The sequence below is a fragment of the Roseateles aquatilis genome (genome assembly GCF_002205645.1).
Classification (GTDB): domain Bacteria; phylum Pseudomonadota; class Gammaproteobacteria; order Burkholderiales; family Burkholderiaceae_C; genus Roseateles; species Roseateles aquatilis.
Genome location: NZ_NIOF01000015.1, coordinates 16,220 through 41,673, shown reverse-complemented (window position 1 = coordinate 41,673; position 25,454 = coordinate 16,220). Strand labels below are relative to the sequence as shown.

Sequence of the window (25,454 nt, the reverse complement as noted above, 5' to 3'; positions counted from 1 at the left end):
AGCATGGAAGTCGATCATCTCGTCGTCGCCGCGAACACGCTGGAGGAAGGCCGCGCCTGGTGCGAGCGCGTCCTCGGCGTCGCGCCCCAGCCCGGTGGGCGCCACGCGCTGATGGGCACGCACAACCTGCTGCTCGACATCAGCGCGCCGAACTACCCGCGCGCTTATCTGGAGATCATCGCGATCGATCCCGAGGCCGTGCCGCCCGGCCGGCCGCGCTGGTTCGACCTGGACCAGCCCGCCGTGCAGGACCGGCTGAAGGACGGTCCGGCGCTGCTGCATTGGGTCGCCCGCGTGCCCAACCTGGACGCGACGCTGGCCTACTGGCTGGGCGAGGGCATCGACGCCGGCAAGGCGGTGGAGGCCGCCCGCGGCGATCTGAGCTGGCGCATCGCGCTGCGTGACGACGGTCGCCGGCTGCGCAAGGAGGGCCTGCCGGTGCCGATCGAATGGCAGGGCGACGCCCATCCCACCGACAAGCTGCCGGCGAGCGGCGTGCAGTTGCTGAGCTTCGAGGCCCGCGACGGCCTCAGCGCGCAACTGGCGACGCCCAAGGGCACCGTCGAGCTGCAGGCCATCGAAGCCACGCTCGGCGCATGAGCACGATCGACCTGTTCCGCGAGGATGCCCGGTTGCGCGACTGCGCCGCGACCTTGCTGCGCGTCGACGAGCGCGGCCTGTTGCTCGATCGCACGGTGTTCTATCCCCAGGGCGGCGGCCAGGCCGGCGACGCCGGCACCCTGACGCTGGCCGACGGCCGCGAGATCCGCATCGCCGACACCCGCAAGGGCGAGGACGGCGAGATCCTGCACGTGCCCGCGCCCGATCAGGCGCTGGACGGCCTGGCGCCGGGCGCGGCGGTCACGGCGCGGATCGACTGGGAGCGCCGGCATGCCCACATGCGTTTCCACACCGCCACGCATCTGCTGTGCGCGCTGGTGCCGCATCCGGTGGACGGGTGCTCGATCACGGCGGGTTACGCGCGTCTGGATTTCCACATGACCGACGCGCTCGACAAGGACGCGCTCACCGCCGGCATCGCGCGGCTGGTCGCCGAGGCGCATCCGGTCAGCCACAGCTGGATCAGCGACGACGAGCTGGATGCGAACCCGGGGCTGGTCCGAAGCATGAGCGTGCAGCCGCCGCGCGGCACGGGCCGCGTGAGGTTGCTGAAGATCGACGACGTGGACCTGCAGCCCTGCGGCGGCACGCACGTCGCCAACACGGCCGAGATCGGCGCGGTGGTGGTGACGAAGATCGAGAAGAAATCGGCCCGGACGCGGCGCGTCGTGCTGGGCTTCGCGCCATGACGGCGCCGAGGGTGCTGGGTCGCGCGGCGTCGATCAACGTCCGCAAGGTACTGTGGACCGGTGTCGAGCTGGGCCTGGACCTGGTGCGCGAGGATGTCGACGTCCAGTCGGAGGCGCTGCGCGCGCTCAATCCCAACGCGATGATGCCGGTGCTGATCGACGCGACCGACGCGGCCGCCAGGCCGGGCGGCGACGCCGCCGCGCCGTTCTCCATGTGGGAGAGCAACAGCATCTGCCGCTACCTCGCGCATCGCGAGGGTCGCATCGACCTGCTGCCTGCCGAGCCGCACCGACGCGCGCGGGTCGAGATGTGGATGGACTGGCAGGGCGGCGAGCTCAACAACAGCTGGCGCTACGCGTTCATGGCGCTGGTGCGCAAGAGCGCGCTGCATCAGGACGCGGCGCAGATCGAGGCCGGCGTCGCCAACTGGAATCGGCACATGGCGATGCTCGAAGGACAACTCGTCGCGTCGGGCGGACCGTTCGTGCTGGGTTCGGCCTTCACGCTGGCCGATGTGGTGCTGGGCCTGTCGGCGCATCGCTGGCGCTCGGCGCCGATGGCGCACGCGGTGCTGCCCGCCGTCGAGGACTGGTACGGGCGGCTGTGCGAGCGCCCGGGCTTCGTCACCCACGGGCGCGACGCGGGACCCTGACTCCCGTACCCGTACCCGTACCCGTACCCGTCGCGGTAGCCGTAGCCGTAGCCGTAGCCGTAGCCGTAGCCGTAGCCGTAGCCGCGCGAGCCCCTGACGTGGGCGGTGGGCGATGACCGTCCGTGGCGCGGGTGCTTGGATGCGTTGCCAATGGCTGTCGCTACACTCGCTCGCGTGGATACGCCCGAGATACGACTGATCAGCCCCGATTCGCCCCTGTTGTGGGAAGAAGCGCGCCTGATCTTGCGCGAGTACGCGCAGAGCCTGGACATCGACCTCGATTTCCAGAACTTCGAACAGGAGCTCGCCTCGCTGCCCGGCGAGTACGCGCCGCCTCAAGGCACGCTGATGCTTGCGCTGGTCGACGGCCAGGTCGCCGGATGCGGCGGCTTCCGGCCGCTCACCGATGTCGACTACGCCAACGCCTGCGAGATGAAGCGGCTCTTCATCCGGCCGGCGTTCCGTCGCTTCGGCCTGGGCCGTACGATGGCGCAGGCGCTGATCGACAGCGCCACGACCGCGGGCTACTCCAGCATGCTGCTGGACACGCTCGACGACATGGAAGCGGCGCGCGGCCTGTACGAGAGCCTGGGCTTCGCCGAGATCCCGCCGTACTACTTCAGCCCGGTCGCCGGTGCCCACTACTTGAAGGTGGACTTGAGCTGAGGGTCAGGTTTCGCCGGGTTACGGACATAGCATCGCGGGCATGAGCCAGCCGCCCGTTTCTCCCGCGTCCGCGTCCGCCGACGACACCTTCTTCCATATCGAGCCCGCGTCCCTGACGCCGGCGCTGTTGGGCGAGTCGCCGTTCTGGCATCCCGTGGAGCAACGGCTCTATTACCTGGACATCCCGGGCAGGGCGCTATTCCGCCTCGACACCGGCGCGGCGGAGCCGACGCGCTGGGCGCTGAACGACGAGCCGGGCTGCGTGGTGCCGCTCGCGTCCGGCGGCCTGTTGATCGCTCAGCGCAACGGGTTGTGGCGCTTCGACCCGGACAGCGGCGAGTACAGCCTGCTGGTCGACCCGCCCTACGACCCGTCCCTGCGCCGCTTCAACGACGGCAAGGCCGACGCGCGCGGTCGGCTCTGGGTCGGCACCATCGACGACGCGCGCCAGCCGGTGTCCGCGCTGTACTGCCTGCGCGGCGGTCGCTTCGAGGTCGTGAAGGACGGCATCACGACGTCCAACGGCCTGGGCTGGAGCCCGGACGGGCGCACGATGTACTGGGCGGACACGAAGGCGCACGAGATCTACCGGCTCGACTTCGATGCCGAGACCGGCGCGGTCGGTGACCGGCGGCCGTTCGCGCGCTTCGAGCCGCGCGCCGCCGGTCAGCCGCTCGAAACCTACGGCGGCCGGCCGGACGGCGCGGCGGTCGATGTCGAGGGCTGCTACTGGGTGGCGATGATGGAAGGGCAGCAACTGCTGCGGCTGTCGCCTTCGGGCGAGGTGCTGCAGCGCGTCGCGCTGCCGGTGCGCTGCGCCACGATGCCGACCTTCGGTGGTGCGGACCTGCGCACTCTTTTCGTGACCACGGCACGGGAAAAGCGCGGCGCGGAAGAGCTCGCCGCTCAACCCTGGGCCGGCTGCGTCCTGAAGATGCGGGTGCCGGTGGCCGGTCTGCCGACGCGATGCGCGACCTGGGAGGCGACGCTCGGCGCGATGACTTGAGGCACGGGCCGGACGGCTCGCCGCCGCCGCGCGGGGTCAAGTGTTGCGTGCTCGCCGCGCGGGACCGATGGCTGGCAATGCCGATGAACAGGGCGCGGGAGCGCTCTAGGCGGGGATCGCACAGGCTGTCAAGTCGGCGCGCATGAGCGTGCGCGGCGCTCTGTTAAGGGCCTGTAAGGACAAACCACCTATAATCTTTGGGTTTTGCCGCCTCCCCCTTCCGCCGTGAATCCCGATCCTGCGCGCGCGCCACGCGTGCCGCAAGCCGAAATGACGCGAGACGTTCCATTGAACGCCCAGCGCTCGGCTGGCCAGGACCCCTGGGACGACCGGACAGAAGGAGATACGGGCGACGAACAGGCTTTCAAGCCCCTGTCGCGAGAACAAGCGCAGGACTTGCGAGCCAGGCTCCCGAAGCTGTCGCCATGGACCCTCGTGGGTTGGCAGGCTGCCGCGGGTGCCGCGATGGTCGTGCTGTGGGGTCTCCTGACCTGGCAGGGCGACAAAGCCTGGTCGGCGCTGTTCGGTGCCGGCTCGGTGGTGGTGCCCAACGCCCTGATGGCGTGGGGCATGACCCGGCGATCGGCGATGAACGGCGGCACCGCGATGCTGTCGTTCATGGTCTGGGAGCTGATCAAGATCATTCTGGCGACCGCCATCCTGGTGGCGGTTGTCCTGGGCTTCCCTCCCTTGAGTTGGCCAGCATTGCTGTCGACCTTGGTGGTGGCCCTGAAGGCAAATTGGCTGGCCCTGCTTCGGCGGGGTCGAATCAGAAAATAGAGACGGAAAGCAACCATGGCAGCAGAAGGACACGCGCCGACTTCGGGTGAATACATCACCCATCACTTGCAGCACTGGCAAAAGAACTTCTCTTTCGAGGACGTCAAGCAGACGAACATCGTCGACTTCAGCGTCTTCAACTTCGACTCGTTGCTGTACACGTCCGTCCTCGGGCTGCTCGCGGTGTTCTTCCTGTGGCGTGCCGCACGCAAGGCGCATGCCGGCGTGCCGGGACGTTTCCAGGCCGCCGTCGAAATCCTGGTCGAGATGGTCGACAACCAGGCCAAGGCGCTGATCCATAACGAGAAGAGCCGCCGGCTCGTCGGCCCGCTGGCGCTGACGGTGTTCGTGTGGATCTTCTTCATGAACGCCATGGACATGATCCCGGTCGACGCGCTGCCGTCGGCCTGGGCCTGGTACGTGGGGTCCACCGGCCACGATCCGGCGCACGCCTATCACCGCGTCGTGCCGACCGCCGACCTGTCGACGACGCTGGGCATGTCGACCTTCGTGCTGCTGCTCTGCTTCCTCTACAACATCAAGATCAAGGGCCTGGGCGGCTGGGGTCACGAGCTGATCGCCGCGCCGTTCGGCGACCACTGGGCGCTGTGGCCGTTCAACTTCCTGATGCAGGTCATCGAGTTCATCGCCAAGACGGTGTCTCATGGCATGCGACTGTTCGGCAACATGTTCGCCGGCGAACTCGTGTTCATGCTGATCGCCCTGATGGGTGGCGGCTGGGCCCTGACCGGCACCGGCATCGGACTGGCCATCGGCCACGTCATCGCCGGCACGGTCTGGACGCTGTTCCACATCCTCGTGATCACGCTGCAGGCCTTCATCTTCATGATGCTGACGCTGATCTACCTGGGCCAGGCGCACGACGCGCACTGATCCGGCGGACAGCACCGACGCTTCGTTCTCGATTTCGACGTTTCGTTTTTCCCCTTCCTTTTTTATCTAACTCTCTCAGGAGCAAAACATGGAAAACATCCTCGGTCTGGTCGCTCTGGCTTGCGGCATCATCGTTGGTCTGGGCGCGATCGGCGCTTCCATCGGCATCGCGCTGATGGGCGGCAAGTTCCTGGAATCGTCGGCTCGTCAACCCGAGCTGATGAACGAACTGCAAACCAAGATGTTCATTCTGGCCGGCCTGATCGACGCCGCGTTCCTGATCGGCGTCGCTATCGCTCTGCTGTTCGCGTTTGCCAATCCGTTCGTGCTGCGTTAATCCGCCACGCCCCCCTTTCACGACTGAAGGGATCGTGCCGTGAATATCAACGCTAGCCTGTTCATTCAGTGGATCCCATTTGCGATCCTCATGTTCATCACGATGCGGTTCATCTGGCCGCCGATCGTGAAGGCGCTGGACGAACGCGCCGAAAAGATCCGCGCCGGCCTCGCCGCCGCTGATCAGGCCAAGGCCGAACTGGCCACCGCCAACAAGAAGGTCGACGAGCAACTGGCGCAGACCCGCAACGAAACCACGAAGCTGCTGTCCGACGCCGAGAAGCGCGGCGCGGTGATCGTGGAAGAAGCGAAGAAGCGCGCTCAGGACGAAGCCGACAAGATCGTCGCCGCCGCGAAGGCCGAGGCCGAGCAGCAGTCCGTGCGTGCCCGCGAGGCCCTGCGCGAGCAGGTCGCCGCGCTGGCCGTCAAGGGTGCCGAACAGATCCTGCAGCGCGAAGTCAATGCCAGCGTGCACGCCGAATTGCTGGGCCGTCTGAAGACGGAGCTGTAATCATGGCTGAACTCGCAACCATTGCCCGTCCCTACGCGGAGGCGCTGTTCCAGGTGGCTTCGCATCAGGATGTGAAGGCCTGGGCCGAGCAACTCGAAGCGGTGTCTCTCGTCGCGCAGGACAACCAGCTGCGCCAGTTCGCCGACGACCCCAAGGTCGACGGCGAGCAGGTGTTCCAGGTGGTGGCCGCGGCGTCCAGGCAGCAGCTGCTGCCCGGTGTGCAGAACTTCGTGCGCGAGGTGATCGCCAACGGTCGTCTGGCCGCGCTGCCGGCGATGGTCCAGCAGTTCCACGACCTGGCCAACGCCGCTTCCGGCGTGGCCGACGCGTACATCTACAGCGCTTACCCGATCGAGCCGGCCCAACTGGCCGACGTGGTCGTGTCGCTGGAGAAGCGCTTCGGTCGCAAGCTGCAAGCCCACGTCGAGCTGGAGCCCGGCCTGATCGGCGGTATCCGTGTGGTGGTCGGCGACGAGGTGCTGGACACCTCGGTGAAGGCTCGCCTGGAACGTATGAAAGTGGCGCTGACCGCCTGAGGCTCCGGCCTCGGGCGTCGGTTCCGACTGCCAAGATCCCCCCGATTCACCCTGGTGTCCCGCTTCGTGCGGATGCCGTTGGGAGCAAGCAATGCAATTGAATCCTGCTGAAATTTCCGAACTGATCAAGAGCCGCATCGAAGGCCTCGGCGCTTCGACGGACGTCCGCAACCAGGGCACCGTCGTGTCCGTGTCCGACGGCATCGTGCGCGTGCACGGCCTGTCCGACGTGATGCAAGGCGAAATGCTGGAGTTCCCGGCCGACGCCGAGGGTAACCAGTCCTTCGGCCTCGCGCTGAACCTGGAACGCGACTCCGTCGGTGCCGTGATCCTGGGTGCCTACGAGCACATTTCCGAAGGCGACACCGTCAAGTGCACGGGCCGCATCCTGGAAGTGCCGGTGGGCCCCGAGCTGATCGGCCGCGTCGTCAACGCGCTGGGTCAGCCGATCGACGGCAAGGGCCCGATCAACGCCAAGATGACGGACGTGATCGAGAAGGTCGCCCCGGGCGTGATCGCGCGCAAGTCTGTCGACCAGCCGGTGCAGACCGGCCTGAAGTCGATCGACTCGATGGTGCCCGTCGGCCGTGGCCAGCGCGAGCTGATCATCGGCGACCGCCAGACCGGCAAGACCGCCGTGGCGATCGACGCGATCATCAACCAGAAGGGTCAGAACATGACCTGCGTCTACGTTGCGATCGGCCAGAAGGCTTCGTCGATCAAGAACGTGGTGCGCTCCCTGGAAGCCGCCGGCGCGATGGAATACACCATCGTCGTGGCCGCCTCGGCGTCCGAATCGGCCGCGATGCAGTACGTGTCGGCCTACTCCGGCTGCACGATGGGCGAGTACTTCCGCGATCGCGGCCAGGACGCGCTGATCGTGTACGACGACCTGTCCAAGCAGGCCGTCGCCTACCGCCAGGTTTCGCTGCTGCTGCGCCGCCCCCCGGGCCGCGAAGCCTTCCCCGGCGACGTGTTCTATCTCCACAGCCGCCTGCTGGAGCGCGCCGCGCGCGTGAACGCCGAGTACGTCGAAGCCTTCACCAAGGGTGAGGTCAAGGGCAAGACCGGCTCGCTGACGGCACTGCCGATCATCGAAACGCAAGCCGGCGACGTGTCCGCGTTCGTGCCGACCAACGTGATCTCGATCACCGACGGCCAGATCTTCCTGGAAACCAACCTGTTCAACGCCGGCATCCGTCCCGCGATCAACGCCGGTATTTCGGTGTCGCGCGTCGGTGGCGCTGCCCAGACCAAGCTGATCAAGTCGCTGTCCGGCGGTATCCGTACCGACCTGGCCCAGTACCGTGAGCTGGCCGCGTTCGCGCAGTTCGCCTCGGACCTGGACGCGGCCACGCGCAAGCAGCTGGACCGCGGTGCCCGCGTGACCGAGCTGCTGAAGCAGGCCCAGTACAGCCCGCTGTCGATCAGCCTGATGGGCGCGACGCTGTACGCGGTGAACAAGGGCTTCATGGACGACATCGAAGTCAAGAAGGTCCTGCCGTTCGAGCACGGCCTGCACCAGTTCCTGAAGACCTCGCACGGCGCCCTGCTGACCAAGCTGGAAAACGACAAGGCGATGGACAAGGACGCCGAAGCCGAACTGAACGCCGCGATCACGTCGTTCAAGAAGTCCTTCGCCTAAGCAACCATGACCGGGTCTCGCTGAAGTCGAGCAAGACCCGGCCCCGACAGGAGAAATCATGGCAGCAGGCAAGGAAATTCGCGGCAAGATCAAGTCCGTCGAGAACACGAAGAAGATCACCAAGGCCATGGAAATGGTCGCCGCCTCGAAAATGCGCAAGGCGCAGGATCGGATGCGCGCGGCCCGTCCTTACGCGGAGAAGGTCGGCAACATCGCCGCCAATCTCTCGAAGGCCAACCCGGAGTACCGTCACCCGTTCATGGTGGCGAACCCGGACGCCAAGGTGGCTGGCTTCGTCGTGGTCACGACCGACAAGGGTCTGTGCGGCGGTCTGAACACCAACCTGCTTCGCGCGGCGACCAACAAGCTCAAGGAGCTCGAGGCTGTCGGTCAGAAGTCGGAAGTGGTGGCGATCGGCAACAAGGGTCTCGGTTTCATGAACCGCATCGGCGCCCGCGTCGTCGCTCACGCGACGCAGCTCGGCGACAGCCCCCAGCTCGAGAAGCTGGTCGGCCCGGTGAAGACGCTGCTGGACGCGTATGCGGAAGGCAAGCTGTCGGCGGTCTATCTCTGCTACACGCGCTTCGTCAATACGATGAGGCAGGAGCCGGTGGTGCAGCAGTTGCTGCCGCTGTCGGCCGAGTCGCTGGAGACGGATGCCGCCGGCCACGCGTGGGACTATCTGTACGAACCCGACGCCGCCACGGTGATCAATGAGCTGTTGGTGCGCTACACCGAAGCCTTGGTCTACCAGGCCGTCGCAGAGAACATGGCGTCCGAGCAATCGGCACGCATGGTGGCCATGAAGGCCGCAACCGATAACGCCGGCACCCTGATCGGTGAGCTGAAGCTGGTCTACAACAAGACCCGCCAGGCCGCGATCACGAAGGAGCTGAGCGAGATCGTCAGCGGCGCCGCCGCCATCAGCGGCTGATCGCCACGCAACGCAAAGATTTGAATCGAAGGAACGAAAAAATGGCTAACACTCAATCGGTGGGCAAGATCGTTCAGTGCATCGGCGCCGTGGTGGACGTGGAATTCCCCCGCGACCACATGCCCAAGGTGTTCGACGCCCTGAAGATGGAAGGCTCGGCGCTGACGCTGGAAGTCCAGCAGCAGCTGGGCGACGGCGTGGTCCGCACCATCGCGCTGGGCTCGTCCGACGGCCTGCGCCGCGGCACCGAGGTCTACAACACCGGCGACACCATCCAGGTCCCCGTGGGTCAGGCGACCCTGGGCCGCATCATGGACGTGCTGGGCAACCCGATCGACGAACGCGGTGAAGTCAGCAAGGCTCAAACCGCCTCGATCCACCGCAAGGCCCCGGCCTACGACGAGCTGAGCCCGTCGCAGGAACTGCTGGAAACCGGCATCAAGGTGATCGACCTGATCTGCCCGTTCGCCAAGGGTGGCAAGGTGGGTCTGTTCGGCGGCGCCGGCGTCGGCAAGACCGTCAACATGATGGAGCTGATCAACAACATCGCCAAGGCTCACTCGGGTCTGTCGGTGTTCGCGGGTGTCGGCGAGCGTACCCGCGAGGGCAACGACTTCTATCACGAGATGGCCGACTCCAACGTCGTCAACCTCGAGAACCTGTCGGAGTCCAAGGTCGCGATGGTCTACGGCCAGATGAACGAGCCCCCGGGCAACCGTCTGCGCGTGGCCCTGACCGGTCTGACGATCGCCGAGTCGTTCCGCGACGAAGGCCGCGACGTGCTGTTCTTCGTGGACAACATCTACCGCTACACGCTGGCCGGCACGGAAGTGTCCGCGCTGCTGGGCCGCATGCCTTCCGCCGTGGGCTACCAGCCGACGCTGGCCGAGGAAATGGGCCGCCTGCAAGAGCGGATCACGTCGACCAAGGTCGGCTCGATCACCTCGATCCAGGCCGTGTACGTCCCCGCGGACGATTACACCGACCCGTCGCCGGCGACCACCTTCGCCCACTTGGACTCGACCGTCTCGCTGTCGCGTGAAATCGCCTCGCTGGGCATCTACCCGGCCGTGGATCCGCTGGACTCCACGTCGCGTCAGATCGACCCGAACGTGATCGGCGAAGAGCACTACAACACGACCCGCGCCGTCCAGGCCACGCTGCAGCGCTACAAGGAACTGCGCGACATCATCGCCATCCTGGGCATGGACGAGCTGGCACCGGACGACAAGCTGGTCGTCTCGCGTGCTCGCAAGATCCAGCGTTTCCTGTCGCAGCCGTTCCACGTCGCGGAAGTGTTCACCGGCTCGCCCGGCAAGTACGTCCCGCTGAAGGAAACGATCCGCGGCTTCAAGATGATCGTCGCCGGCGAATGCGATCACCTGCCCGAGCAGGCGTTCTACATGGTCGGGACCATCGACGAAGCCTTCGAAAAGGCCAAGAAGATCCAGTAAGACGGCGCGGACGGCGCGCTGGCGTCGTTGCCGTGCTCGCCGGACTCACGGTCCGGCTCCGCGCGGCGCCTAGCCAGCTCACCGTCCGCTTGCTTACTGGACCTTCTTCCCGCGATGGTCGACCTGCGGTGACCATCGGCGGGAATCTCCCCGGGGAAGAAGGTCGACTTCTTTGCAACGATTGAGGAAACGACGATGGCAACGATTCACGTGAACGTGGTCTCCGCGGAAGAGCAGATCTTCTCGGGCGAGGCGAGCTTCGTGGCGCTGCCGGGCGAAGGCGGTGAACTGGGCATCCTGCCCAAGCACACGCCGCTGATCACCCGCATCAAGCCGGGCGCCGTGCGCATCAAGCGCGCGGACACGAACGAAGAAGAATTCGTCTTCGTCGCCGGCGGCCTGCTGGAAGTGCAGCCCGACCTGGTGACCGTCCTGGCCGATACCGCCATCCGCGGCAAGGATCTGGACGAAGCCCGCGCCGAAGCCGCCAAGAAGGCGGCCGAGGACGCGATGAAGAACGCGAAGAGCGACATCGACTTCGCCAAGGCGCAAAGCGAATTCGCGGCCATGGCCGCGCAGATCGCCGCGCTGCGGAAGTTCCGCGCGAAGCGCTGAGCGCACCATCGCGGCAAGGCCTGGAGACGTCCAGGCACTTTCGCTGCGACGACAATCGACGGCAGACCGTGCACCCCGCACGCCTGCCGTTTTTCTTTTGGGCCCTCGCCAACCGAGGCGCGTGTCTCACCTCCGGTGAGCGCGCCCCGTATCGAGCCTCCGCATCCCCCGACCTCGCATGAGCACGCCGATCACCATCACCCGCCACCAGGGCCTCGAGGCCCTCGAACTCGTCGCGCCCGATGGCGCGCGCGCCACGTTGCTGCTGCACGGCGCACATCTGCTGTCATGGGTGCCCGCCGGCGCCGACGAGCAGCTGTATCTGTCGCCCAAGAGCGCCTTCGCCACCGGCCAGGCGGTGCGGGGCGGCGTGCCGGTGATCTTTCCGCAGTTCGCGGCGCGTGGCCCGCTGCAGCGGCACGGCTTCGCGCGCGGCAAGCCCTGGCAACTCGTCAGCGCGGAGGCCGGCAAGGACGACGCGTTGGCGGTGTTGCGCCTGAACGACGACGGCGCCACCCGCATGGTCTGGCCGCACGAATTCGAAGCCGAGATCAGCATCCGCATCGCCGGCCGCGTGCTGGAGATGGAGCTGGCCTGCGAGAACCGCGGCGCCACGCCGATGTCGTTCACCGCCGCGCTGCACACCTACCTGCGGCTGACGCAGTACATCTCCGCGTCGCTGCAGGGCCTGTCGGGACTGGCGTTCTGGGACTCGGCCAGCGATCGCGCCGCCACGCAGCATGAAGACCTGCTGCGCCTGGATGGCGAGATGGACCGCATCTATCAGGACCTCAAGCATGACCTGACCCTGCGCGACGGCGACCGTCGCCTGCGCATCAGCCAGCAGGGCTTCAGCGATGCCGTGGTCTGGAATCCAGGCCAGGCCAAGGGCGATGCCCTCGCCGACATGCCCGAGGGCGGATGGAAGCAGATGCTGTGCGTCGAGGCGGCACAGGTGCTGCGGCCGATCGAGCTGCCCCCCGGCGAGAGCTGGGCCGGCATGCAGACCCTCGAACTGACCTGACGAATCCCCCTGATTGGGGGGGCTTGTCACAGGTTGGGGTTCGCACTGTTCGGCGAGGGTCGCCCCCTGGGCAAGAATCGCTCCCGCTACTAACAACGATTCGATATCGAGGGAGAGAGGGAGCATGCGACAACATCTCGTCGCGGTGGGCAAACGCGCCACCGCGCTGGTCACTGCTGTGTCGCTGGTCGCCGGTTGTGCGACCGCGTCCAAGGACATCAACGCGACCTACGTGTCGCCGACGCAGTACCAGAGCTACGACTGCCAACAACTGAACGCGGAGACGCAACGTCTGCAGACGCGTTATGTCGAGCTCGGCGGGCGCCTCGATCAGGCGGCCACCAACGACAAGACGATCATGGGTGTCGGCCTGATCCTGTTCTGGCCCGCGCTGTTCGCGCTGGGTGGGACCAAGCAGCAGGAAGCCGAATACGCCCGCCTGCGCGGCGAGAACGAAGCCGTGCAACAGGCGGTCATTCAGAAGCGCTGCAGCGCCGACAACGGCCAACTGGCCGCGGCGCCGGCCACGACCCCGACGGGCGCCGCGCCCGTCATCGCGACCGTCGCGTCGGCGGATGCCGCCGCGTCCGCCCCTGAAGCCGCCGCCAGCTCGGCACGCTGACCAATCAATTTTTTCCAGAACAGATCATGATCACCAAGAACCGTTTCGCCTCCGTCGTCGCCCTGTCCGTCGCTGCGTTGCTCGTGGGCTGCGCCGCGCCTGCCCGCGTCGAGCAGATGCAGGTCAGCAACTCGCTGGCCGTGCGCACCGCCGCGGCCCAGTCGGAGCTGAAGGACGGCATCGGCATCAAGGACGTGACCGGCGGCAAGGAGACCAACCCGATGTGGGTCTCCAACGTGTCGAGCGCCGACTTCGAGCGCGCGCTGGAAGCCTCGCTCAAGGATGCCGGCTTGCTGTCGGGCAATCGCCAGGGCAGCAAGTACGTGCTGGTGGCCCACCTCGCCAAGCTGGAACAGCCCTTCATGGGCGCCAGCATGACGGTGACGGCGACGGTCCGCTACTCGCTGATCGATCGCGCCACCAACAAGACCGTCTTCGAGCGCGACGTCGCGACGCCCTACACCGCCGCCTTCAGCGATGCCTTCGTCGGCACCGAGCGTCTGAAGCTGGCCAACGAAGGCGCGGTCCGCACCAACATCACCCAGCTGATCAACGACCTGGTGGCGCTGAAGGTGTCGGTGGCCGACGTGCAGATGGCGAAGTGATGGTCGCGGCGCCTGCCGGCGCCCGACGTTAAGCTGCGGGCTCCACATTCCGAGGAGCCCGCATGCCCAAGTCCCGACAGCGCGACGACAAGAACGACTCGACGCGCGACGCCGACGATCGCGAATCGAAGGGCAACGCCGGCAAACCCGGCAAGGCCGCAAAGGCCGACAAGGCGGACGCCAAGGCCAAGCTCTCCAAATCCGACTACCTCGACCTCCTGCAGCCGATGCAGGTCGAGCTCAACGGCCTGGCGCGTTGGCTGCAGCATTCGGGCAAGCGGCTCCTGATCGTTGTCGAGGGCCGCGACACCGCCGGCAAGGGCGGCGTCATCAGCGCGATCTCGGAGACGCTCAATCCCCGCCAGTGCCGCACCGTCGCGCTGAGCAAGCCCAGCGAGCGCGAGCAGGGCCAGTGGTACTTCCAGCGCTACGTCACGCACCTGCCCGCGGCCGGTGAGATCGTGCTCTTCGATCGCAGCTGGTACAACCGCGCCGGCGTGGAGTCCGTGATGGGCTTCTGCACCCCCAGCCAGACCGAGGACTTCCTGAGCCAGACGCCTGTCTTCGAGCGCCTGCTTGTCGACGACGGCATCCTGCTTTTCAAGTACTGGCTGACCGTCGACCAGGCGCAGCAGGAGGAACGCTTCGCCGAGCGCGCGGAGGATCCGCTCAAGCGCTGGAAGCTCTCTCCGATCGACGTCGAGGCGCGCACCCATTACGAAGACTACGGTCGCGCCCGCGATCGCATGCTCGAAGCCACGCACAACAAGCACGCGCCGTGGACGCTGGTCGACTTCAACGATCAGCGGCGCGGTCGGCTCACCTTGATCCGCCATCTGCTGGACCATCTGCCCGACGTGACCGTGCCCGAGAAGGAAATCACCTTCCCGCCGCTGAAACGCGGCCCGAAGAAGGAAAGCTTCGGCTGGAAGCTCAAGCCGATCCCGAGCGTCTGACGGACGTCGCCCGCGCGCGCCGCAGCGGGCGAGGCGGGCGATCATCGCGACCCGCGACCCGCGACCCGCGACCCGCGACCCGCGACCCGCGACCCGCGACCCGCGTCGTGCGCCCGCGCGATGGACGCTCAGATGACGACCACCGCGTCCGGCAATTCGTTGCGGCGCAGGGCGCCGGGGTCGGGCGGGAAGTGCTCGGCCAGCAGGCCCTCGACCGCGCGGATGGCGTCGATCAACCCCTGCTCGTAGAGACCGCCGCGCAGCGATTGACCGAGGCCGTCGACGATGGTCTGCCATTGCGCCGCGTTCACGCGCCGGTTGAGGCCGCGGTCCGAGACGATCTCGATCGCGTGCTCGGCCAGCAGCAGGTAGATCAGCACGCCGTTGTTGCGTTCGGTGTCCCAGACGCGCAGCTTGCCGAACAGCGCCAGCGCGCGCTCGCGCGCCGCGGCGCCGCGCCACAGGTAGCTCATCGGCAGGCTGGCTTCGACGCACAGGCGGATCTCGCCGCCGTGGCGCAACTCGCTTTCGGTCACGCGGGCGGAGAGCCGCGCCAGCGCGGCCGCCGGCAGCACGCGCCGCACGTCGGCCTCGTCCCAGAAACGATGGCGGAAGAAACGTCGGAAACGACCCGGGCGCGCGGTGTCGCCGTCGGCGGAGGGCAGGGGGGATGTCGTCATCACCAGTCTCCCGAGGCGCCGCCGCCGCCGAAGTCACCGCCGCCGCCGGACGAGAAGCCCCCGCCGTCGTTGCCGCCACCGCCCCAACTTCCCCCGCCGCCGCCACCGCCGCCCCAGATGATCGGGGGCACGATGCCGCCGGAGCCGTGGGCGCTGCGTCGGTAGTTGCTGTAAGGGGAACTGGTGCCTCGTCGCCTGGCCGCGCCGATGCCGAGCAGCCCGACCAGGATCACCGACACGAGCGCCGCGCCGGCGCCCAGCAGCAGGCTGCCGCTCAGGCCCCAGCCGACCGCGCCTGCCGCGCCGCCGGTGGCGACGCTGCCGAGCTTGCGCCCGAACATCGCCGTCAGCAGCGCGCCCGCGACCGGCACGCCGATGAAGGCGAGCATCGCGATCTCGCCGATGTCGATGCCGTGGCTGGACGATGCCTTGCCGGAGGTGCCACGTTGCGTCGGCGGCGGCAGGTGCTCGCCGCGAATGCGCGCCTGCAGCGAGTCCACCGCGCGATTGAGGCCGCCGGCATAGTCGCCGGCCTTGAACGCCGGGCCGATGTCGCGCTGGATGATCTGCCGGGCGGCCAGATCGGGCACCGCGCCTTCGAGCGCCTTGGCGGTCTGGATGTTGACGCGCCGGTCGTTCTTCGCGACCACGATCAGCAGGCCGTCACCGACCTCGCGTCGGCCGATCTTCCAGGCGTCGCCGATGCGCTGCGCATACGAGGCGATGTCCTCGGGTGCCGTCGTCGGCACCATCAGGATCACGATCTGCGGACCGGCCTCGCGCTCGAACGCGGCCAGCTTGGTCTCCAGCGCCTGGCGCTGCGCCGGGCTCAGCGTCGCGGTCTGGTCGACGACGCGACCGCTCAGCGTCGGCACCGGCAGCACGTCCTGCGCGCGGGCCCGCGGCAGCAGGCCCATCGACATCAGCAGCGTCAGCGCCGCCATGGCCCAGACGCGCCAGCGCCACCAGGCGCGCGGGGCGCCTCGGGCATCGCGGGCGTCGGCGTCGGCAAGCCCGGCGCCTCGGATCATCGGGGCCGCCGTCGAGCGCATCGCGTCGTCCTCAGCGCGAGGCGGGCGAGGCCGCCGGCGAGGGAGTGGGCGCCGGCGCCGGAGCGGCGGGCTTGTCGAAGTTCACTGTCGGCGGCGCGGAGATCGCGGCCTCGTTCTGCACGGTGAAGTTGGGCTTGACGTCGTAGCCGAACATCTTCGCCGTCAGGTTGGTCGGGAAGCGCCGGGTCAGCACGTTGTACTCCTGCACCGACTTGATGTAGCGGTTGCGGGCCACGGTGATGCGGTTCTCGGTGCCCTCCAGCTGCACGCGCAGATCCTGGAAGCCCTGGTTGGCCTTCAGGTTGGGGTAGTTCTCGCTGACGACCAGCAACCGGCTCAGCGCGCCGGAGAGTTCGCCCTGCGCGGCCTGGAACTTCTGCAGCGCGGCCGGATCGCGGGCCAGCTCCGGCGTGACCTGGATGCTGGTGGCCTTGGCGCGGGCCTCGACCACCTTGGTCAGCGTGTCCTGCTCGAAGCCGGCCTCGCCCTTGACGGTGTTGACGATGTTGGGGATCAGGTCGCTGCGGCGCTGGTACTGGCTCAGCACCTCGGACCAGCTGGCGTTGACCTGCTCGTCCAGGCTCTGGAACTCGTTGTAGCCGCAGCCGCTCAGCGCCAGCGGCGCGCCGACGATCAACGTGGCCGCCGCGAGCGCCCGGGTCGAAGACAGCAGGCGGGACGGGGCGGGCTTGGATGTCTTCAGGATCGTGGTCATCGACAGGTCCTCCTTGTGGGCCGACATATCGTTGGCGGCGCGGAAATTTCAAGAGCCTTGATGGCGGGGCGGCCTGCCGAGGCCGGACGGCCGAGGCGTCCCGGCCAGGTCGCGGCGAGTATGACACGCACCCTCCCGGTGCCCGGAGGTGCGAAACCCCATTGGATAATCTCGCTCCATGAGCGCCCCCTTGCACAACGACGTCTTCCTGCGCGCCTGCCTGCGCCAGCCCACCGAATACACGCCGGTCTGGCTGATGCGCCAGGCCGGCCGCTACCTGCCCGAGTACCGTGACTCCCGCGCCCGTGCCGGCAGCTTCATGGGGCTGGCCACCAATCCAGGCTATGCCACCGAGGTGACGTTGCAACCGCTGGAGCGCTATCCGCTCGACGCGGCCATCCTCTTCAGCGACATCCTGACCGTGCCGGACGCGATGGGCCTGGGCCTGTCGTTCGCGCAGGGCGAGGGCCCGAAGTTCGAGAAGGTCGTGCGCGACGAGGCCGCGGTGAACGCGCTGGCCGTGCCCGACATGGACAAGCTGCGCTACGTCTTCGACGCGGTGACGTCCATCCGCCGCGCGCTCGACGGCCGCGTGCCGCTGATCGGCTTCTCCGGCAGCCCGTGGACGCTGGCCTGCTACATGGTCGAGGGCGGCGGCTCCGACGACTACCGCCAGGTCAAGAGCCTGATGTACGCGCGGCCCGACCTGATGCACCGCATCCTGAGCATCAACGCCGATGCGGTGGCCGCCTACCTGAATGCGCAGATCGATGCCGGCGCGCAGGCGGTGATGATCTTCGACTCCTGGGGCGGCGTGCTGGCCGACGGACAGTTCCAGCAGTTCAGCCTGGCCTATTCGCGCCGGGTGCTGTCGCAGCTCAAGACCGAACACGAGGGCCGCCGCGTGCCGCGCCTGCTGTTCACGAAGGGGGGCGGGCTGTGGCTGGACGAGATCGCCGAGGCCGGCGCCGATGTCGTGGGCCTGGACTGGACCGTCAACCTGGGCCGCGCGCGCGCGCAGTTGCAGGACCGCGTGGCGCTGCAGGGCAACCTGGATCCGAACGTCCTCTTCGCGCCGCCGGCCGCCGTCCGCGAGCAGGCGCGCGCGGTGCTGGACAGCTTCGGCGCGCCGCAACGGGCCGATGGCGGCTGGGGCGGACATGTCTTCAACCTCGGGCACGGCATCAGCCAGTTCACGCCGCCGGAAAGCGTCGCCGAGCTGGTCGACGAGGTGCATCGCCATTCCCGCGCGCTGCGTGCCGGCACGACTTCCAGCGGTGTCTGAGGCCGTCAGTTATCCCCAAATCCGTTCGTGTCACCGAAACGCAGCACACGCGCCCGTCCGCAGCTAGGGCTTTCCCCGATGGGCGGCTAAGTGATTGATTTCAAAGGGGACGTCGGGTGAGCCCGGAATTTGACGCCCACAGCCCCGCGCGGCGGCAATCCGCTCGGAGGCTGAAAACCCCGCCCGTTTCCCACAAAGTTATCCACAGGCTTTCGACCCCGTTGTGAACACCCTTGGAAATCAGGCACTTGGCGCGTCTTCCTCATGGCGGGCTCACGCCCGGACGGTGGGCGTGGTCCGGTGTCCGGTGGGGGCATCGGTCACCCGCGGACCGGTCGCCGAAGGGGGCGGGCGGTGAGCGACGTCCCCCCGGACGCCCTGCGGCGCGTGCGCGTGGCCGTGGAAGCGCCGCAACACAGCGGCCTGACCGGGCCGCTGGACTACCTCGGCCCGCAAGACTTGACCCCCGGCACGCTGGTGCACGTCACCCTGGGGCGGCGCGACGTGATGGGGCTGGTCTGGGACGACCTGCCCGAGGGTCAGGACGTGCCCGGCGAGGACCGCTTGCCCGAGTCCGAACTCCGTCCCGTCGGCGAAGCGCTGGACGCCCTGCCGCCGCTGTCCGACCGCTGGCGGCGGCTGCTGGATTTCGCGGCGAACTACTACCAGCGCAGCGTCGGTGAACTGGCGCTCGCGGTGCTGCCGCCGCAACTGCGGGAGCTGGACGCCAAACAGTTGCAGGCGCGGCTGAAGAAACTCGACAAGGCGGATGCGGCGGCGGGGAAGGCCGCGGCCGACGCGGCGTCGCCGATCCTGCCGGAGCGGCCGGCGCTGAGCGCGCAGCAGCAGGCGGCGCTCGACGCCATCGATGCGCTGGCCGCGACCGAGGCGCCGCAGCCGGCGCTGCTGTGGGGACTGACCGGCAGCGGCAAGACCGAGATTTACCTGCGCGCCGCGGAGGCCGCGCTGGCGCGCGGTCAGCAGGTGCTGGTGCTCGTGCCCGAGATCAACCTCACGCCGCAGCTGGAGGCGCGGTTCGCCGAGCGTTTCGTCGGCCACTCGATCGTCTCGCTGCACAGCGCGCTGACGCCGGCGCAGCGGCTGCGGCACTGGCTGGCCGCGCACCTGGGCCGCGCGCAGCTGGTGCTGGGGACGCGGCTGGCGGTCTTCGCCTCGCTGCCGCGGCTCGGGCTGATCGTCGTCGACGAGGAGCATGACCCGTCCTACAAGCAGCAGGATGGCGCGCGTTATTCGGCGCGCGATCTGGCGGTGTACCGCGGGCACCTGGAGCGCGTCCCGGTCGTGCTCGGCTCCGCGACGCCGTCGCTGGAGAGCTGGCAGCACGCGCTGGGCGGGCGCTACCGGCGCATCGACCTGACCGAGCGCATCGGCGGCGGTGCGCTGCCGCGGGTGCGGCTTTTCGACATGAATCGCCTGGAGCGCAAGAAGGGTGTGACCACGGCGCTGTCGGTGCCCTTGCTGGACGCGCTGCGCAAGCGGCTGGATCGCGGGGAGCAGAGCCTGGTCTTCCTCAACCGCCGCGGTTATGCGCCGGTGCTGCACTGCGACCAGTGCAACTGGAAGAGCGACTGCCCGCATTGCAGCGCCCATCAGGTCTTCCATCGCGAGGACCGCACGTTGCGCTGCCACCATTGCGGCGTCTCCACGCGCGTGCCGCGGGCCTGCCCGTCCTGCGGCAACCCGGACATCGCGCCGCTGGGCCGCGGCACGGAACGTCTGGAGGAGCAATTGGCCGCGGCGCTGCCCGGGGCCCGCGTCGCCCGCATCGACGCGGACACGACACGTTTGAAGGGCAGCCTCGAATCGCAACTCGCGGCGGTGCATGACGGCGATGTCGACATCCTGGTCGGCACGCAGATGGTGGCCAAGGGGCACGACTTCCGACGCATCACCCTGGTCGCCGCGGTGAACCCGGACGGCGCGCTGTTCAGCAGCGACTTCCGCGCGCCGGAGCGGCTCTTCTCGCTGCTGATGCAGGCCGGCGGCCGGGCCGGACGCGATGCGGCGCAGGCCGCGGCGAGCGAGATGTGGATCCAGACCTGGTACCCCGAGCACGCGCTCTACCAGTCGCTGCAGAAGCACGACTACGAGGCCTTCGCCGCCAGCCAGTTGGCGGAGCGCATGTCGGCGGGCCTGCCGCCGTTCGCGCATCTCGCGCTGGTGCGCGCGGAGGGCCGCAGCGTCGAAGCCGCGCGCGATTTCCTGACCGCCGCGCAGGAGGCCGCGCAGGCGCTGCCGCTGTCGCTGGGGCTGCTGCTGTACCCGCCGGTGCCGATGTCGATCGCGCGCGTCGCCGACGTCGAGCGTTTCCAGATGCTGATCGAGGCGGGCAGCCGCGCGCAGCTGCAGCGGTTCCTGCGAGCTTGGTTGCCGGACCTGCACGTCCTCAAGCGACGTCAGAAGGGCCTGACGCGCTGGGCGGTGGACGTCGACCCGCTGGCGATCTAGGGCTGGGACGGCTAGAGCAGCTTCGCGAGGGCATCCTCGAGCACCGGCCAGGCGCGCCGCACCGCGGCGCCGGCCTCGACGCAGCCGCCTGCCGCCTGCTGCGCATCGAGCTCCAACTGGCGGGCGACCTCGGCCGCCTCCGCGTGCCCGAGCGTGAGCAGGACGCTCTTGAGGCTGTGGGCGAGGTGCCGCAGCTTGTCGTGCTCCCCCCGCTCGCAGGCGAGGCGTCCTGTCGCGATGTCCAGCGGAAACTGCACCCGGCACCTCGCCAGGAACGCCTGATACAGGCCTGCGTTGCCGCCGAAGTACTGCTCGATCGCCGCTCGATGAATCGAGGGTGAGTTCGCCGCCGCGACGGCGGACTCCCGCAGTCCGTCCAGGCAGGACCGGAGGTCTGCGAGCGAGCACGGTTTGGAGAGGAAGCGGCTCACGCCGAGCGCTTCCAGCTGTTCCCGCACGGCCGGATTGATCCCCGCGCTGAAGGCCGCGAGCCGCGCGCCGCCGCGTAACTCGGGGCGCTGCTTCATGGTCTGCAGCAGATCCAGCCCATGTCGCCCGGGCAGCATCAGGTCGGTGATGACGAGGTCGAAGTTCTGCGTCGCCAGCGCCAGCAGCGCTTCGTCGACCGAGATGCATGCCTGCAGCCGCACATCGTCGTCATCCAGCGCCATCGCGACGAAGCGCTGCAACGTGGGATCGTCCTCCACCAGGAGGACCCGCACCCGAGCCCCCATGACGTCAGCCCGCGAACTGGGCTTGCCGTGCGCCGATGCGCTGGATGGCGGCGCCGAGCAGGGGCGGCAAGTCCGTGACCAGGCGGGGCTTGTGCACCAGCGGCAGACCCGCGAGCGCGAACGCGTAGGGCGCCCGCTGCTGCTCGTCGAGGGCGGTGACGAAGATCAGCTCGCTGTTGGCGAACTGCGGTTGCGAGCGCAGGCTGGTCACCAGCGCGGCGCCGTCGATGCCGGGCAGCAGGATGTCGACCAGCAGGATCTCGGGCTGCAACTGCCCGTACATGACCAGACCACCGATGCCGTCGTTGGCGGTATGCAGCTCCAGATCGGGATATTCCTGGTGCGCGAGCAGCGAGACGAGGTTCTGGTAATGGACCGAATCCTCGATCAACAGGGCCTTGAGGCGGCGCGGCGGCCCGTCCTCGGCTAGCGGCAGATCGGCGGGTTTGGTCGGGGCCAGGCCGCGACCGGTCAGCCACGCGTCAAGCGAGGTGCGCAGGATGCGGCGATGGCCGCCCGGCGTCCGCCATGCCTGCAACTCGCCACGATCCACCATCAACTGCACCGACCGGACGGCCATGCCGAGGCGCTGCGCGACTTCGCGCGTGCTGAAATCCTCTTGCATGTCATCAGGGGGTCGGGCAATAGCAGTCATAGGTCGATTTTGCCGAATTTCCTAGTCGTACAGGTGGGTAATCTCCCGATTTATAAGCGATAAAACTGATATTCGGTGGGACATGGTTCGGGGCATTCTGGGCTCCCGCGGTATTGCCACGGTCTGGAGCGCCTCGTGATGACCTCGTCAGGAGGGTGTCGTCGGGGCGTTTGGGGACGCCGGGAGGGTCCGAAGTCTGGTGCAATCCGGGCCGAGGAGACGAGATGACGATTGGAAGCACAGCCGCGCGCGCCCGCAGAGCGGCAGGCCTGTCGAGGACAGGCGCGGCCGCGATGGTCCTGGCCCTGGCCGGCGGCCTGGGCGCGATGTGGGAGGCGGCCGCCGCCAGCGCCGCCTCCGCGGCCTCGGCCACGCTGGAGGCCGCCGCGACGCCCAGCCCCACGCTGCGGCGCATCCTGTCGACCGGGGTGTTGCGCGTCTGCATCTGGCCGGACTATTACGGCATCACTTACCGCCACCCGCGCGACGAGACCCTCAGCGGCCTGGACATCGACCTGTCCGCCGAACTGGCCAAGGAGCTGGGCGTGCGCCTGCGCTACATCGAGTCGTCGTTCCAGCGCGTCGTCACCGACGTCGACACCGAGCGCTGCGACGTGGCGATGTTCGCCGTCGCCGTGCTGCCGCAACGTCGCACCGTCGTGGCCTTCACGCAGCCGTACCTGCAGAGCGACATCTACGGCGTGACCACGCGCACCAGCCGTGTCATCAAGAACTGGGAGGATATCGACCGCTTCGGCGTGGTCGTCGCGGTGCAGGCGGGTACCTTCATGGAGACGGTGATGCGGACCGCCCTGGCGCAGGCGACGTTGCTGGTGGTGCAGCCGCCGGCCACGCGCGAGCGCGAACTCGAATCCGGTCGCGCCGATGTCTTCATGACCGACTATCCCTACAGCCGCCGGCTGCTCGACAACGCCGACTGGGCGCGGCTGGTGGCGCCGCCGCAGCCGTTCCACGTGATGCCCTATGCCTACGCGGTCAAGCGTGGGGACGCGGGGTGGCTGGCACGGATGGACGATTTCGTGGCCCGCATCAAGCGCGACGGCCGGCTGCGCGATGCCGCCGCGCGCCACGGCCTGAGCGCCATCGTCGTGCCCTGAGGTCGTCCGCCATGCTCGGTCCCGCTGTCCGCTCCCTTCAACGCCTGCGCCGCGCGACGCTGTGGGCCGGCATCGTCGCGTCGATCGGCACGCTGGCGGGGCTGGTCGGGCCGGCCTGGGTTGGACGCCAGGAAGCGATCGACGAAGCCCGCGCGCGCGGCGAGCTGCTGGTGCAGGTGCTGGAGGCCGACGCGAGTCGCACCATCGAGACCGCCTCGTTGTCGCTCCACGCGATCGGCGACGGGCTGGCGCGGGCCAGCGACGATCCGCACGAGGCCGAGCATCTCGGCGATCACTTCAACCATGTGCTGGTGGGGTTGCCGTTCATCCGCAGCGTCGCGTTGCTCGACGCGCGGGGACGGGTGTTGACCAGCACCAATGCGGACGAGGTCGGGCTGGCGATCCGGCTCGATGATTTCGGTCGCTTGCCGGGCCCGGACCGCGATCTGCTGATGCCCTTGCGTCCCGGCCGCGGGCTGTCCGATCTGGCGCGAGGTCGCGCGCCGCGCGGCGCGGCGGTCAGCATGCTGCCCTTGCTGTTGCAGCTGCCGCCGGCGGCGGACGCGCCGGCCGGCGCGGCCAGCATGCCGGCGGGGCTGGCGCCGGGCGCGCACGACGAGGACCCGCGCTGGCTGCTGGCGCTGATCAACCCGGATGCGCTGGCGCAGGTGCAGCAGCGCGCGTTGCCGGTGGGTCGCAGCGCGGCTTGGCTGGCCTCGACCGACGGCCAACTGCTCGCGGCGATGGAGACGCTGCATCAACTGCCCGGCCAGCGCCTGGACGGGCATCCGGCCTTCGACGCGCTGCGTCACGGCCGCGAGCACGGCACCTACATCGGCGCCGGTGCGATGCCTGGCGAGTTGGTGGTGGCCTTCCGCGCGTCCAGCCGCCGGCCGCTGATCGTGGGCGTCGAGCAGTCGCTGGAGGAGGTGCTGGCCGGCTGGCATGCGGGGCTGCGCTGGCTGCTGATGATCGGCGCGCTGGCGTTGGCGCTGATCGCGCTGGCGACCGTGGCGGTGCGTCGCAGCCTGCAGGCGCGGGCCGAGGCGATGGAGGCGCTGGAGGGCGCGCACGCCCAGCTCGCCGACCGCGAGCGCGATTTGCGCGTGTTGCTCAAGAGCGTGCAGGAGCTGATCTTCCGCACCAATCCCGCGGGCACGCTGACCTTCGTGAACGCGCGCTGGACGACGCTGCATCGGGGGCGTCCGGACGAGGCCGTCGGCCGTCGCCTGGCCGACCTGGCCGAGCCGGCCGACCGCGACGCGGTGGCCGCACTGTTCGACGCCGACGGCGTCGGGCGCGGCGTCGAGGCGACCATCCGCAACGGCGAGGGCGCGCCGCGTCGCTACCAGATCGCCCTCGTGCCGCTGCGGCGCGACGGCGAGTTGCTCGGCTACGCCGGCAGCGCCATCGACATCACCGAGCGCGCCGCCGCCGAGCGGCTCACGCGGCAGGCGCGTGACGCGGCGGAGGAGGCGTCCCGCACCAAGACCGAGTTCCTCGCCAACATCAGCCATGAGCTGCGCACGCCGCTGCAATCGATCCTGGGCTTCTCCGAGCTGGGCATGATGTGCAGCGGCGAGCAGGAACGGCTGCGCGCGATGTTCGTGGACATCCACGGCTCAGGCCAGCGCATGCTCGCGTTGGTGAACGACCTGCTGGATGCGTCCAAGCTGGAGAGCACCGTGGGCGCGCTGGAACTGCGGCCGCTGGACCTGCGCGAGCCGGTCGGCGCCGTCGTGCGCGAGCTGGCGCCGCTGATCGCCAAGCGCCAGCTCACGCTGGCGGAAGAGCTGCCGGAGCCGCTGCCCGGTTGCGTCGATCCGCTGCGCTTCCAGCAGGCGATGCGCAACGTGCTGGCCAACGCGATCAAGTTCGCGCCACAGGGCGGGCTCATCGAGCTCCGCGGCGTCCGCACCCTGGACGGTGAGCTGCACCTGTGCGTGGCCGACCGCGGCCCGGGTATCCCGCCGCAGGAGCTGGAGCGCATCTTCGATCCGTTCGTGCAGTCAAGCGCGACCAAGGACGGCTCCGGCGGGACCGGGCTGGGCCTGCCGATCAGCCGCAAAATCGTCCAGTTGCACGGGGGCCGGCTGCATGCGGCCAATCGCGAGGGCGGCGGGGCGGAGTTCCATCTGGTCCTGCCGGCCCATGACCGGCCCGCCCATGGCGAGCCGCTGGTCACCGCGCTGTGAGATC

At 68.6% G+C, this 25,454-nt stretch carries 27 protein-coding genes; 22 read left to right on the top strand and 5 right to left on the bottom strand.

Annotated elements, in window-relative coordinates:
* The first annotated feature begins 3 nt into the window (after positions 1-3).
* The 18 genes from CDN99_RS23635 (at position 4) to ppk2 (ending at position 14,547) form a co-directional block, all read left to right on the top strand.
* Positions 4-600, top strand: a complete 597-nt coding sequence (locus tag CDN99_RS23635; RefSeq protein WP_158218940.1) for a VOC family protein — start codon at positions 4-6, stop codon at positions 598-600.
* Positions 597-1,310, top strand: coding sequence for an alanyl-tRNA editing protein (locus CDN99_RS23630; protein ID WP_088387409.1), 714 nt, complete (start codon positions 597-599; stop codon positions 1,308-1,310). Before CDN99_RS23635 ends, CDN99_RS23630 begins: the two co-directional genes overlap by 4 nt.
* Positions 1,307-1,963, top strand: a complete 657-nt coding sequence (locus tag CDN99_RS23625; protein WP_088387407.1) for a glutathione S-transferase C-terminal domain-containing protein — start codon at positions 1,307-1,309, stop codon at positions 1,961-1,963. The genes CDN99_RS23630 and CDN99_RS23625 overlap by 4 nt, the downstream gene beginning before the upstream one ends.
* Before the next feature lie 174 nt (positions 1,964-2,137).
* Entirely contained in the window at positions 2,138-2,629 is a 492-nt protein-coding gene (locus CDN99_RS23620) for a GNAT family N-acetyltransferase (protein WP_088387405.1), read from the top strand.
* A 40-nt stretch (positions 2,630-2,669) separates the two neighbouring features.
* A complete protein-coding gene (locus tag CDN99_RS23615; RefSeq protein WP_088387403.1) occupies positions 2,670-3,635 on the top strand; it encodes an SMP-30/gluconolactonase/LRE family protein in 966 nt (321 codons plus the stop codon).
* A gap of 288 nt (positions 3,636-3,923) precedes the next feature.
* The gene (locus CDN99_RS23610; RefSeq protein ID WP_158218939.1) at positions 3,924-4,415 is read left to right on the top strand and encodes an ATP synthase subunit I; all 492 of its coding nucleotides are present in this window, start codon (positions 3,924-3,926) and stop codon (positions 4,413-4,415) included.
* Positions 4,416-4,430: 15 nt separating this feature from the next.
* Positions 4,431-5,309, top strand: coding sequence for a F0F1 ATP synthase subunit A (gene atpB / locus CDN99_RS23605; protein WP_088387399.1), 879 nt, complete (start codon positions 4,431-4,433; stop codon positions 5,307-5,309).
* Between the two features lie 88 nt (positions 5,310-5,397).
* On the top strand, positions 5,398-5,646 hold the full coding sequence (gene atpE, locus CDN99_RS23600; protein ID WP_058933479.1) for a F0F1 ATP synthase subunit C: 249 nt from the start codon (positions 5,398-5,400) through the stop codon (positions 5,644-5,646).
* A gap of 39 nt (positions 5,647-5,685) precedes the next feature.
* Positions 5,686-6,156, top strand: coding sequence for a F0F1 ATP synthase subunit B (locus CDN99_RS23595; RefSeq protein WP_088387397.1), 471 nt, complete (start codon positions 5,686-5,688; stop codon positions 6,154-6,156).
* A 2-nt stretch (positions 6,157-6,158) separates the two neighbouring features.
* Entirely contained in the window at positions 6,159-6,692 is a 534-nt protein-coding gene (locus CDN99_RS23590) for a F0F1 ATP synthase subunit delta (RefSeq protein ID WP_088387395.1), read from the top strand.
* A 91-nt stretch (positions 6,693-6,783) separates the two neighbouring features.
* A complete protein-coding gene (gene atpA / locus CDN99_RS23585) occupies positions 6,784-8,337 on the top strand; it encodes a F0F1 ATP synthase subunit alpha (protein WP_088387393.1) in 1,554 nt (517 codons plus the stop codon).
* Positions 8,338-8,395: 58 nt separating this feature from the next.
* Positions 8,396-9,271 (top strand): F0F1 ATP synthase subunit gamma, encoded by an 876-nt coding sequence (gene atpG, locus CDN99_RS23580; protein WP_088387391.1) that lies wholly within the window; start codon positions 8,396-8,398, stop codon positions 9,269-9,271.
* A 41-nt stretch (positions 9,272-9,312) separates the two neighbouring features.
* Positions 9,313-10,725 (top strand): F0F1 ATP synthase subunit beta, encoded by a 1,413-nt coding sequence (gene atpD / locus CDN99_RS23575; protein ID WP_088387389.1) that lies wholly within the window; start codon positions 9,313-9,315, stop codon positions 10,723-10,725.
* Between the two features lie 195 nt (positions 10,726-10,920).
* Complete coding sequence (locus CDN99_RS23570) at positions 10,921-11,340, top strand: F0F1 ATP synthase subunit epsilon (RefSeq protein ID WP_088387387.1); 420 nt, start codon at positions 10,921-10,923, stop codon at positions 11,338-11,340.
* Between the two features lie 178 nt (positions 11,341-11,518).
* The gene (locus tag CDN99_RS23565) at positions 11,519-12,364 is read left to right on the top strand and encodes a D-hexose-6-phosphate mutarotase (RefSeq protein ID WP_088387385.1); all 846 of its coding nucleotides are present in this window, start codon (positions 11,519-11,521) and stop codon (positions 12,362-12,364) included.
* Between the two features lie 124 nt (positions 12,365-12,488).
* The gene (locus CDN99_RS23560) at positions 12,489-12,986 is read left to right on the top strand and encodes a hypothetical protein (RefSeq protein ID WP_193531742.1); all 498 of its coding nucleotides are present in this window, start codon (positions 12,489-12,491) and stop codon (positions 12,984-12,986) included.
* 26 nt (positions 12,987-13,012) lie between these two features.
* Positions 13,013-13,591, top strand: coding sequence for a hypothetical protein (locus tag CDN99_RS23555; RefSeq protein WP_088387383.1), 579 nt, complete (start codon positions 13,013-13,015; stop codon positions 13,589-13,591).
* 62 nt (positions 13,592-13,653) lie between these two features.
* Positions 13,654-14,547 carry a polyphosphate kinase 2 gene (gene ppk2, locus CDN99_RS23550; protein WP_088387381.1) on the top strand — a complete coding sequence of 298 codons (894 nt, stop codon included), beginning with the start codon at positions 13,654-13,656 and terminating at the stop codon, positions 14,545-14,547.
* Positions 14,548-14,675: 128 nt separating this feature from the next.
* On the opposite strand, the gene CDN99_RS23545 is transcribed toward ppk2, so the two are convergent.
* The 3 genes from CDN99_RS23545 to CDN99_RS23535 are packed head-to-tail and all read right to left on the bottom strand — an operon-like array spanning position 14,676 to position 16,994.
* Positions 14,676-15,227 (bottom strand): TPM domain-containing protein, encoded by a 552-nt coding sequence (locus CDN99_RS23545; RefSeq protein ID WP_088387379.1) that lies wholly within the window; start codon positions 15,225-15,227, stop codon positions 14,676-14,678.
* Positions 15,227-16,258, bottom strand: a complete 1,032-nt coding sequence (locus CDN99_RS23540; RefSeq protein WP_238139681.1) for a TPM domain-containing protein — start codon at positions 16,256-16,258, stop codon at positions 15,227-15,229. Before CDN99_RS23540 ends, CDN99_RS23545 begins: the two co-directional genes overlap by 1 nt.
* 31 nt (positions 16,259-16,289) lie before the next feature.
* Positions 16,290-16,994 carry a LemA family protein gene (locus CDN99_RS23535; protein WP_088387551.1) on the bottom strand — a complete coding sequence of 235 codons (705 nt, stop codon included), beginning with the start codon at positions 16,992-16,994 and terminating at the stop codon, positions 16,290-16,292.
* Positions 16,995-17,172: 178 nt separating this feature from the next.
* Between CDN99_RS23535 and hemE the strand changes: the two genes are divergently transcribed.
* Together hemE and CDN99_RS23525 are read left to right on the top strand one after the other, a co-directional pair.
* A complete protein-coding gene (gene hemE / locus CDN99_RS23530; protein ID WP_088387377.1) occupies positions 17,173-18,279 on the top strand; it encodes a uroporphyrinogen decarboxylase in 1,107 nt (368 codons plus the stop codon).
* Positions 18,280-18,633: 354 nt separating this feature from the next.
* Positions 18,634-20,748 (top strand): primosomal protein N', encoded by a 2,115-nt coding sequence (locus CDN99_RS23525; RefSeq protein ID WP_238139680.1) that lies wholly within the window; start codon positions 18,634-18,636, stop codon positions 20,746-20,748.
* Positions 20,749-20,759: 11 nt separating this feature from the next.
* On the opposite strand, the gene CDN99_RS23520 is transcribed toward CDN99_RS23525, so the two are convergent.
* Entirely contained in the window at positions 20,760-21,482 is a 723-nt protein-coding gene (locus CDN99_RS23520) for a response regulator (RefSeq protein WP_088387373.1), read from the bottom strand.
* Positions 21,483-21,486: 4 nt separating this feature from the next.
* Positions 21,487-22,107 (bottom strand): helix-turn-helix domain-containing protein, encoded by a 621-nt coding sequence (locus tag CDN99_RS23515; RefSeq protein ID WP_238139679.1) that lies wholly within the window; start codon positions 22,105-22,107, stop codon positions 21,487-21,489.
* A gap of 323 nt (positions 22,108-22,430) precedes the next feature.
* Between CDN99_RS23515 and CDN99_RS23510 the strand changes: the two genes are divergently transcribed.
* Entirely contained in the window at positions 22,431-23,255 is an 825-nt protein-coding gene (locus CDN99_RS23510) for a substrate-binding periplasmic protein (RefSeq protein ID WP_238139678.1), read from the top strand.
* An 11-nt stretch (positions 23,256-23,266) separates the two neighbouring features.
* On the top strand, positions 23,267-25,450 hold the full coding sequence (locus tag CDN99_RS23505) for a sensor histidine kinase (protein WP_088387367.1): 2,184 nt from the start codon (positions 23,267-23,269) through the stop codon (positions 25,448-25,450).
* The last annotated feature ends 4 nt before the right edge of the window (positions 25,451-25,454 follow it).

What these genes read in the sequence shown, in the direction of transcription:
- CDN99_RS23635 (WP_158218940.1), top strand. Translation starts at nt 4, where the DNA reads ATGGAAGTCGATCATCTCGTCGTCGCCGCGAACACGCTGGAGGAAGGC.
- CDN99_RS23630 (WP_088387409.1), top strand. Translation starts at nt 597, where the DNA reads ATGAGCACGATCGACCTGTTCCGCGAGGATGCCCGGTTGCGCGACTGC.
- CDN99_RS23625 (WP_088387407.1), top strand. Translation starts at nt 1,307, where the DNA reads ATGACGGCGCCGAGGGTGCTGGGTCGCGCGGCGTCGATCAACGTCCGC.
- CDN99_RS23615 (WP_088387403.1), top strand. Translation starts at nt 2,670, where the DNA reads ATGAGCCAGCCGCCCGTTTCTCCCGCGTCCGCGTCCGCCGACGACACC.
- atpB (WP_088387399.1), top strand. Translation starts at nt 4,431, where the DNA reads ATGGCAGCAGAAGGACACGCGCCGACTTCGGGTGAATACATCACCCAT.
- atpE (WP_058933479.1), top strand. Translation starts at nt 5,398, where the DNA reads ATGGAAAACATCCTCGGTCTGGTCGCTCTGGCTTGCGGCATCATCGTT.
- CDN99_RS23590 (WP_088387395.1), top strand. Translation starts at nt 6,159, where the DNA reads ATGGCTGAACTCGCAACCATTGCCCGTCCCTACGCGGAGGCGCTGTTC.
- atpA (WP_088387393.1), top strand. Translation starts at nt 6,784, where the DNA reads ATGCAATTGAATCCTGCTGAAATTTCCGAACTGATCAAGAGCCGCATC.
- atpG (WP_088387391.1), top strand. Translation starts at nt 8,396, where the DNA reads ATGGCAGCAGGCAAGGAAATTCGCGGCAAGATCAAGTCCGTCGAGAAC.
- atpD (WP_088387389.1), top strand. Translation starts at nt 9,313, where the DNA reads ATGGCTAACACTCAATCGGTGGGCAAGATCGTTCAGTGCATCGGCGCC.
- CDN99_RS23570 (WP_088387387.1), top strand. Translation starts at nt 10,921, where the DNA reads ATGGCAACGATTCACGTGAACGTGGTCTCCGCGGAAGAGCAGATCTTC.
- CDN99_RS23565 (WP_088387385.1), top strand. Translation starts at nt 11,519, where the DNA reads ATGAGCACGCCGATCACCATCACCCGCCACCAGGGCCTCGAGGCCCTC.
- CDN99_RS23560 (WP_193531742.1), top strand. Translation starts at nt 12,489, where the DNA reads ATGCGACAACATCTCGTCGCGGTGGGCAAACGCGCCACCGCGCTGGTC.
- CDN99_RS23555 (WP_088387383.1), top strand. Translation starts at nt 13,013, where the DNA reads ATGATCACCAAGAACCGTTTCGCCTCCGTCGTCGCCCTGTCCGTCGCT.
- ppk2 (WP_088387381.1), top strand. Translation starts at nt 13,654, where the DNA reads ATGCCCAAGTCCCGACAGCGCGACGACAAGAACGACTCGACGCGCGAC.
- CDN99_RS23545 (WP_088387379.1), bottom strand. Translation starts at nt 15,227, where the DNA reads ATGACGACATCCCCCCTGCCCTCCGCCGACGGCGACACCGCGCGCCCG.
- CDN99_RS23540 (WP_238139681.1), bottom strand. Translation starts at nt 16,258, where the DNA reads ATGATCCGAGGCGCCGGGCTTGCCGACGCCGACGCCCGCGATGCCCGA.
- CDN99_RS23535 (WP_088387551.1), bottom strand. Translation starts at nt 16,994, where the DNA reads ATGACCACGATCCTGAAGACATCCAAGCCCGCCCCGTCCCGCCTGCTG.
- hemE (WP_088387377.1), top strand. Translation starts at nt 17,173, where the DNA reads ATGAGCGCCCCCTTGCACAACGACGTCTTCCTGCGCGCCTGCCTGCGC.
- CDN99_RS23520 (WP_088387373.1), bottom strand. Translation starts at nt 21,482, where the DNA reads ATGGGGGCTCGGGTGCGGGTCCTCCTGGTGGAGGACGATCCCACGTTG.
- CDN99_RS23515 (WP_238139679.1), bottom strand. Translation starts at nt 22,107, where the DNA reads ATGCAAGAGGATTTCAGCACGCGCGAAGTCGCGCAGCGCCTCGGCATG.
- CDN99_RS23510 (WP_238139678.1), top strand. Translation starts at nt 22,431, where the DNA reads ATGGTCCTGGCCCTGGCCGGCGGCCTGGGCGCGATGTGGGAGGCGGCC.
- CDN99_RS23505 (WP_088387367.1), top strand. Translation starts at nt 23,267, where the DNA reads ATGCTCGGTCCCGCTGTCCGCTCCCTTCAACGCCTGCGCCGCGCGACG.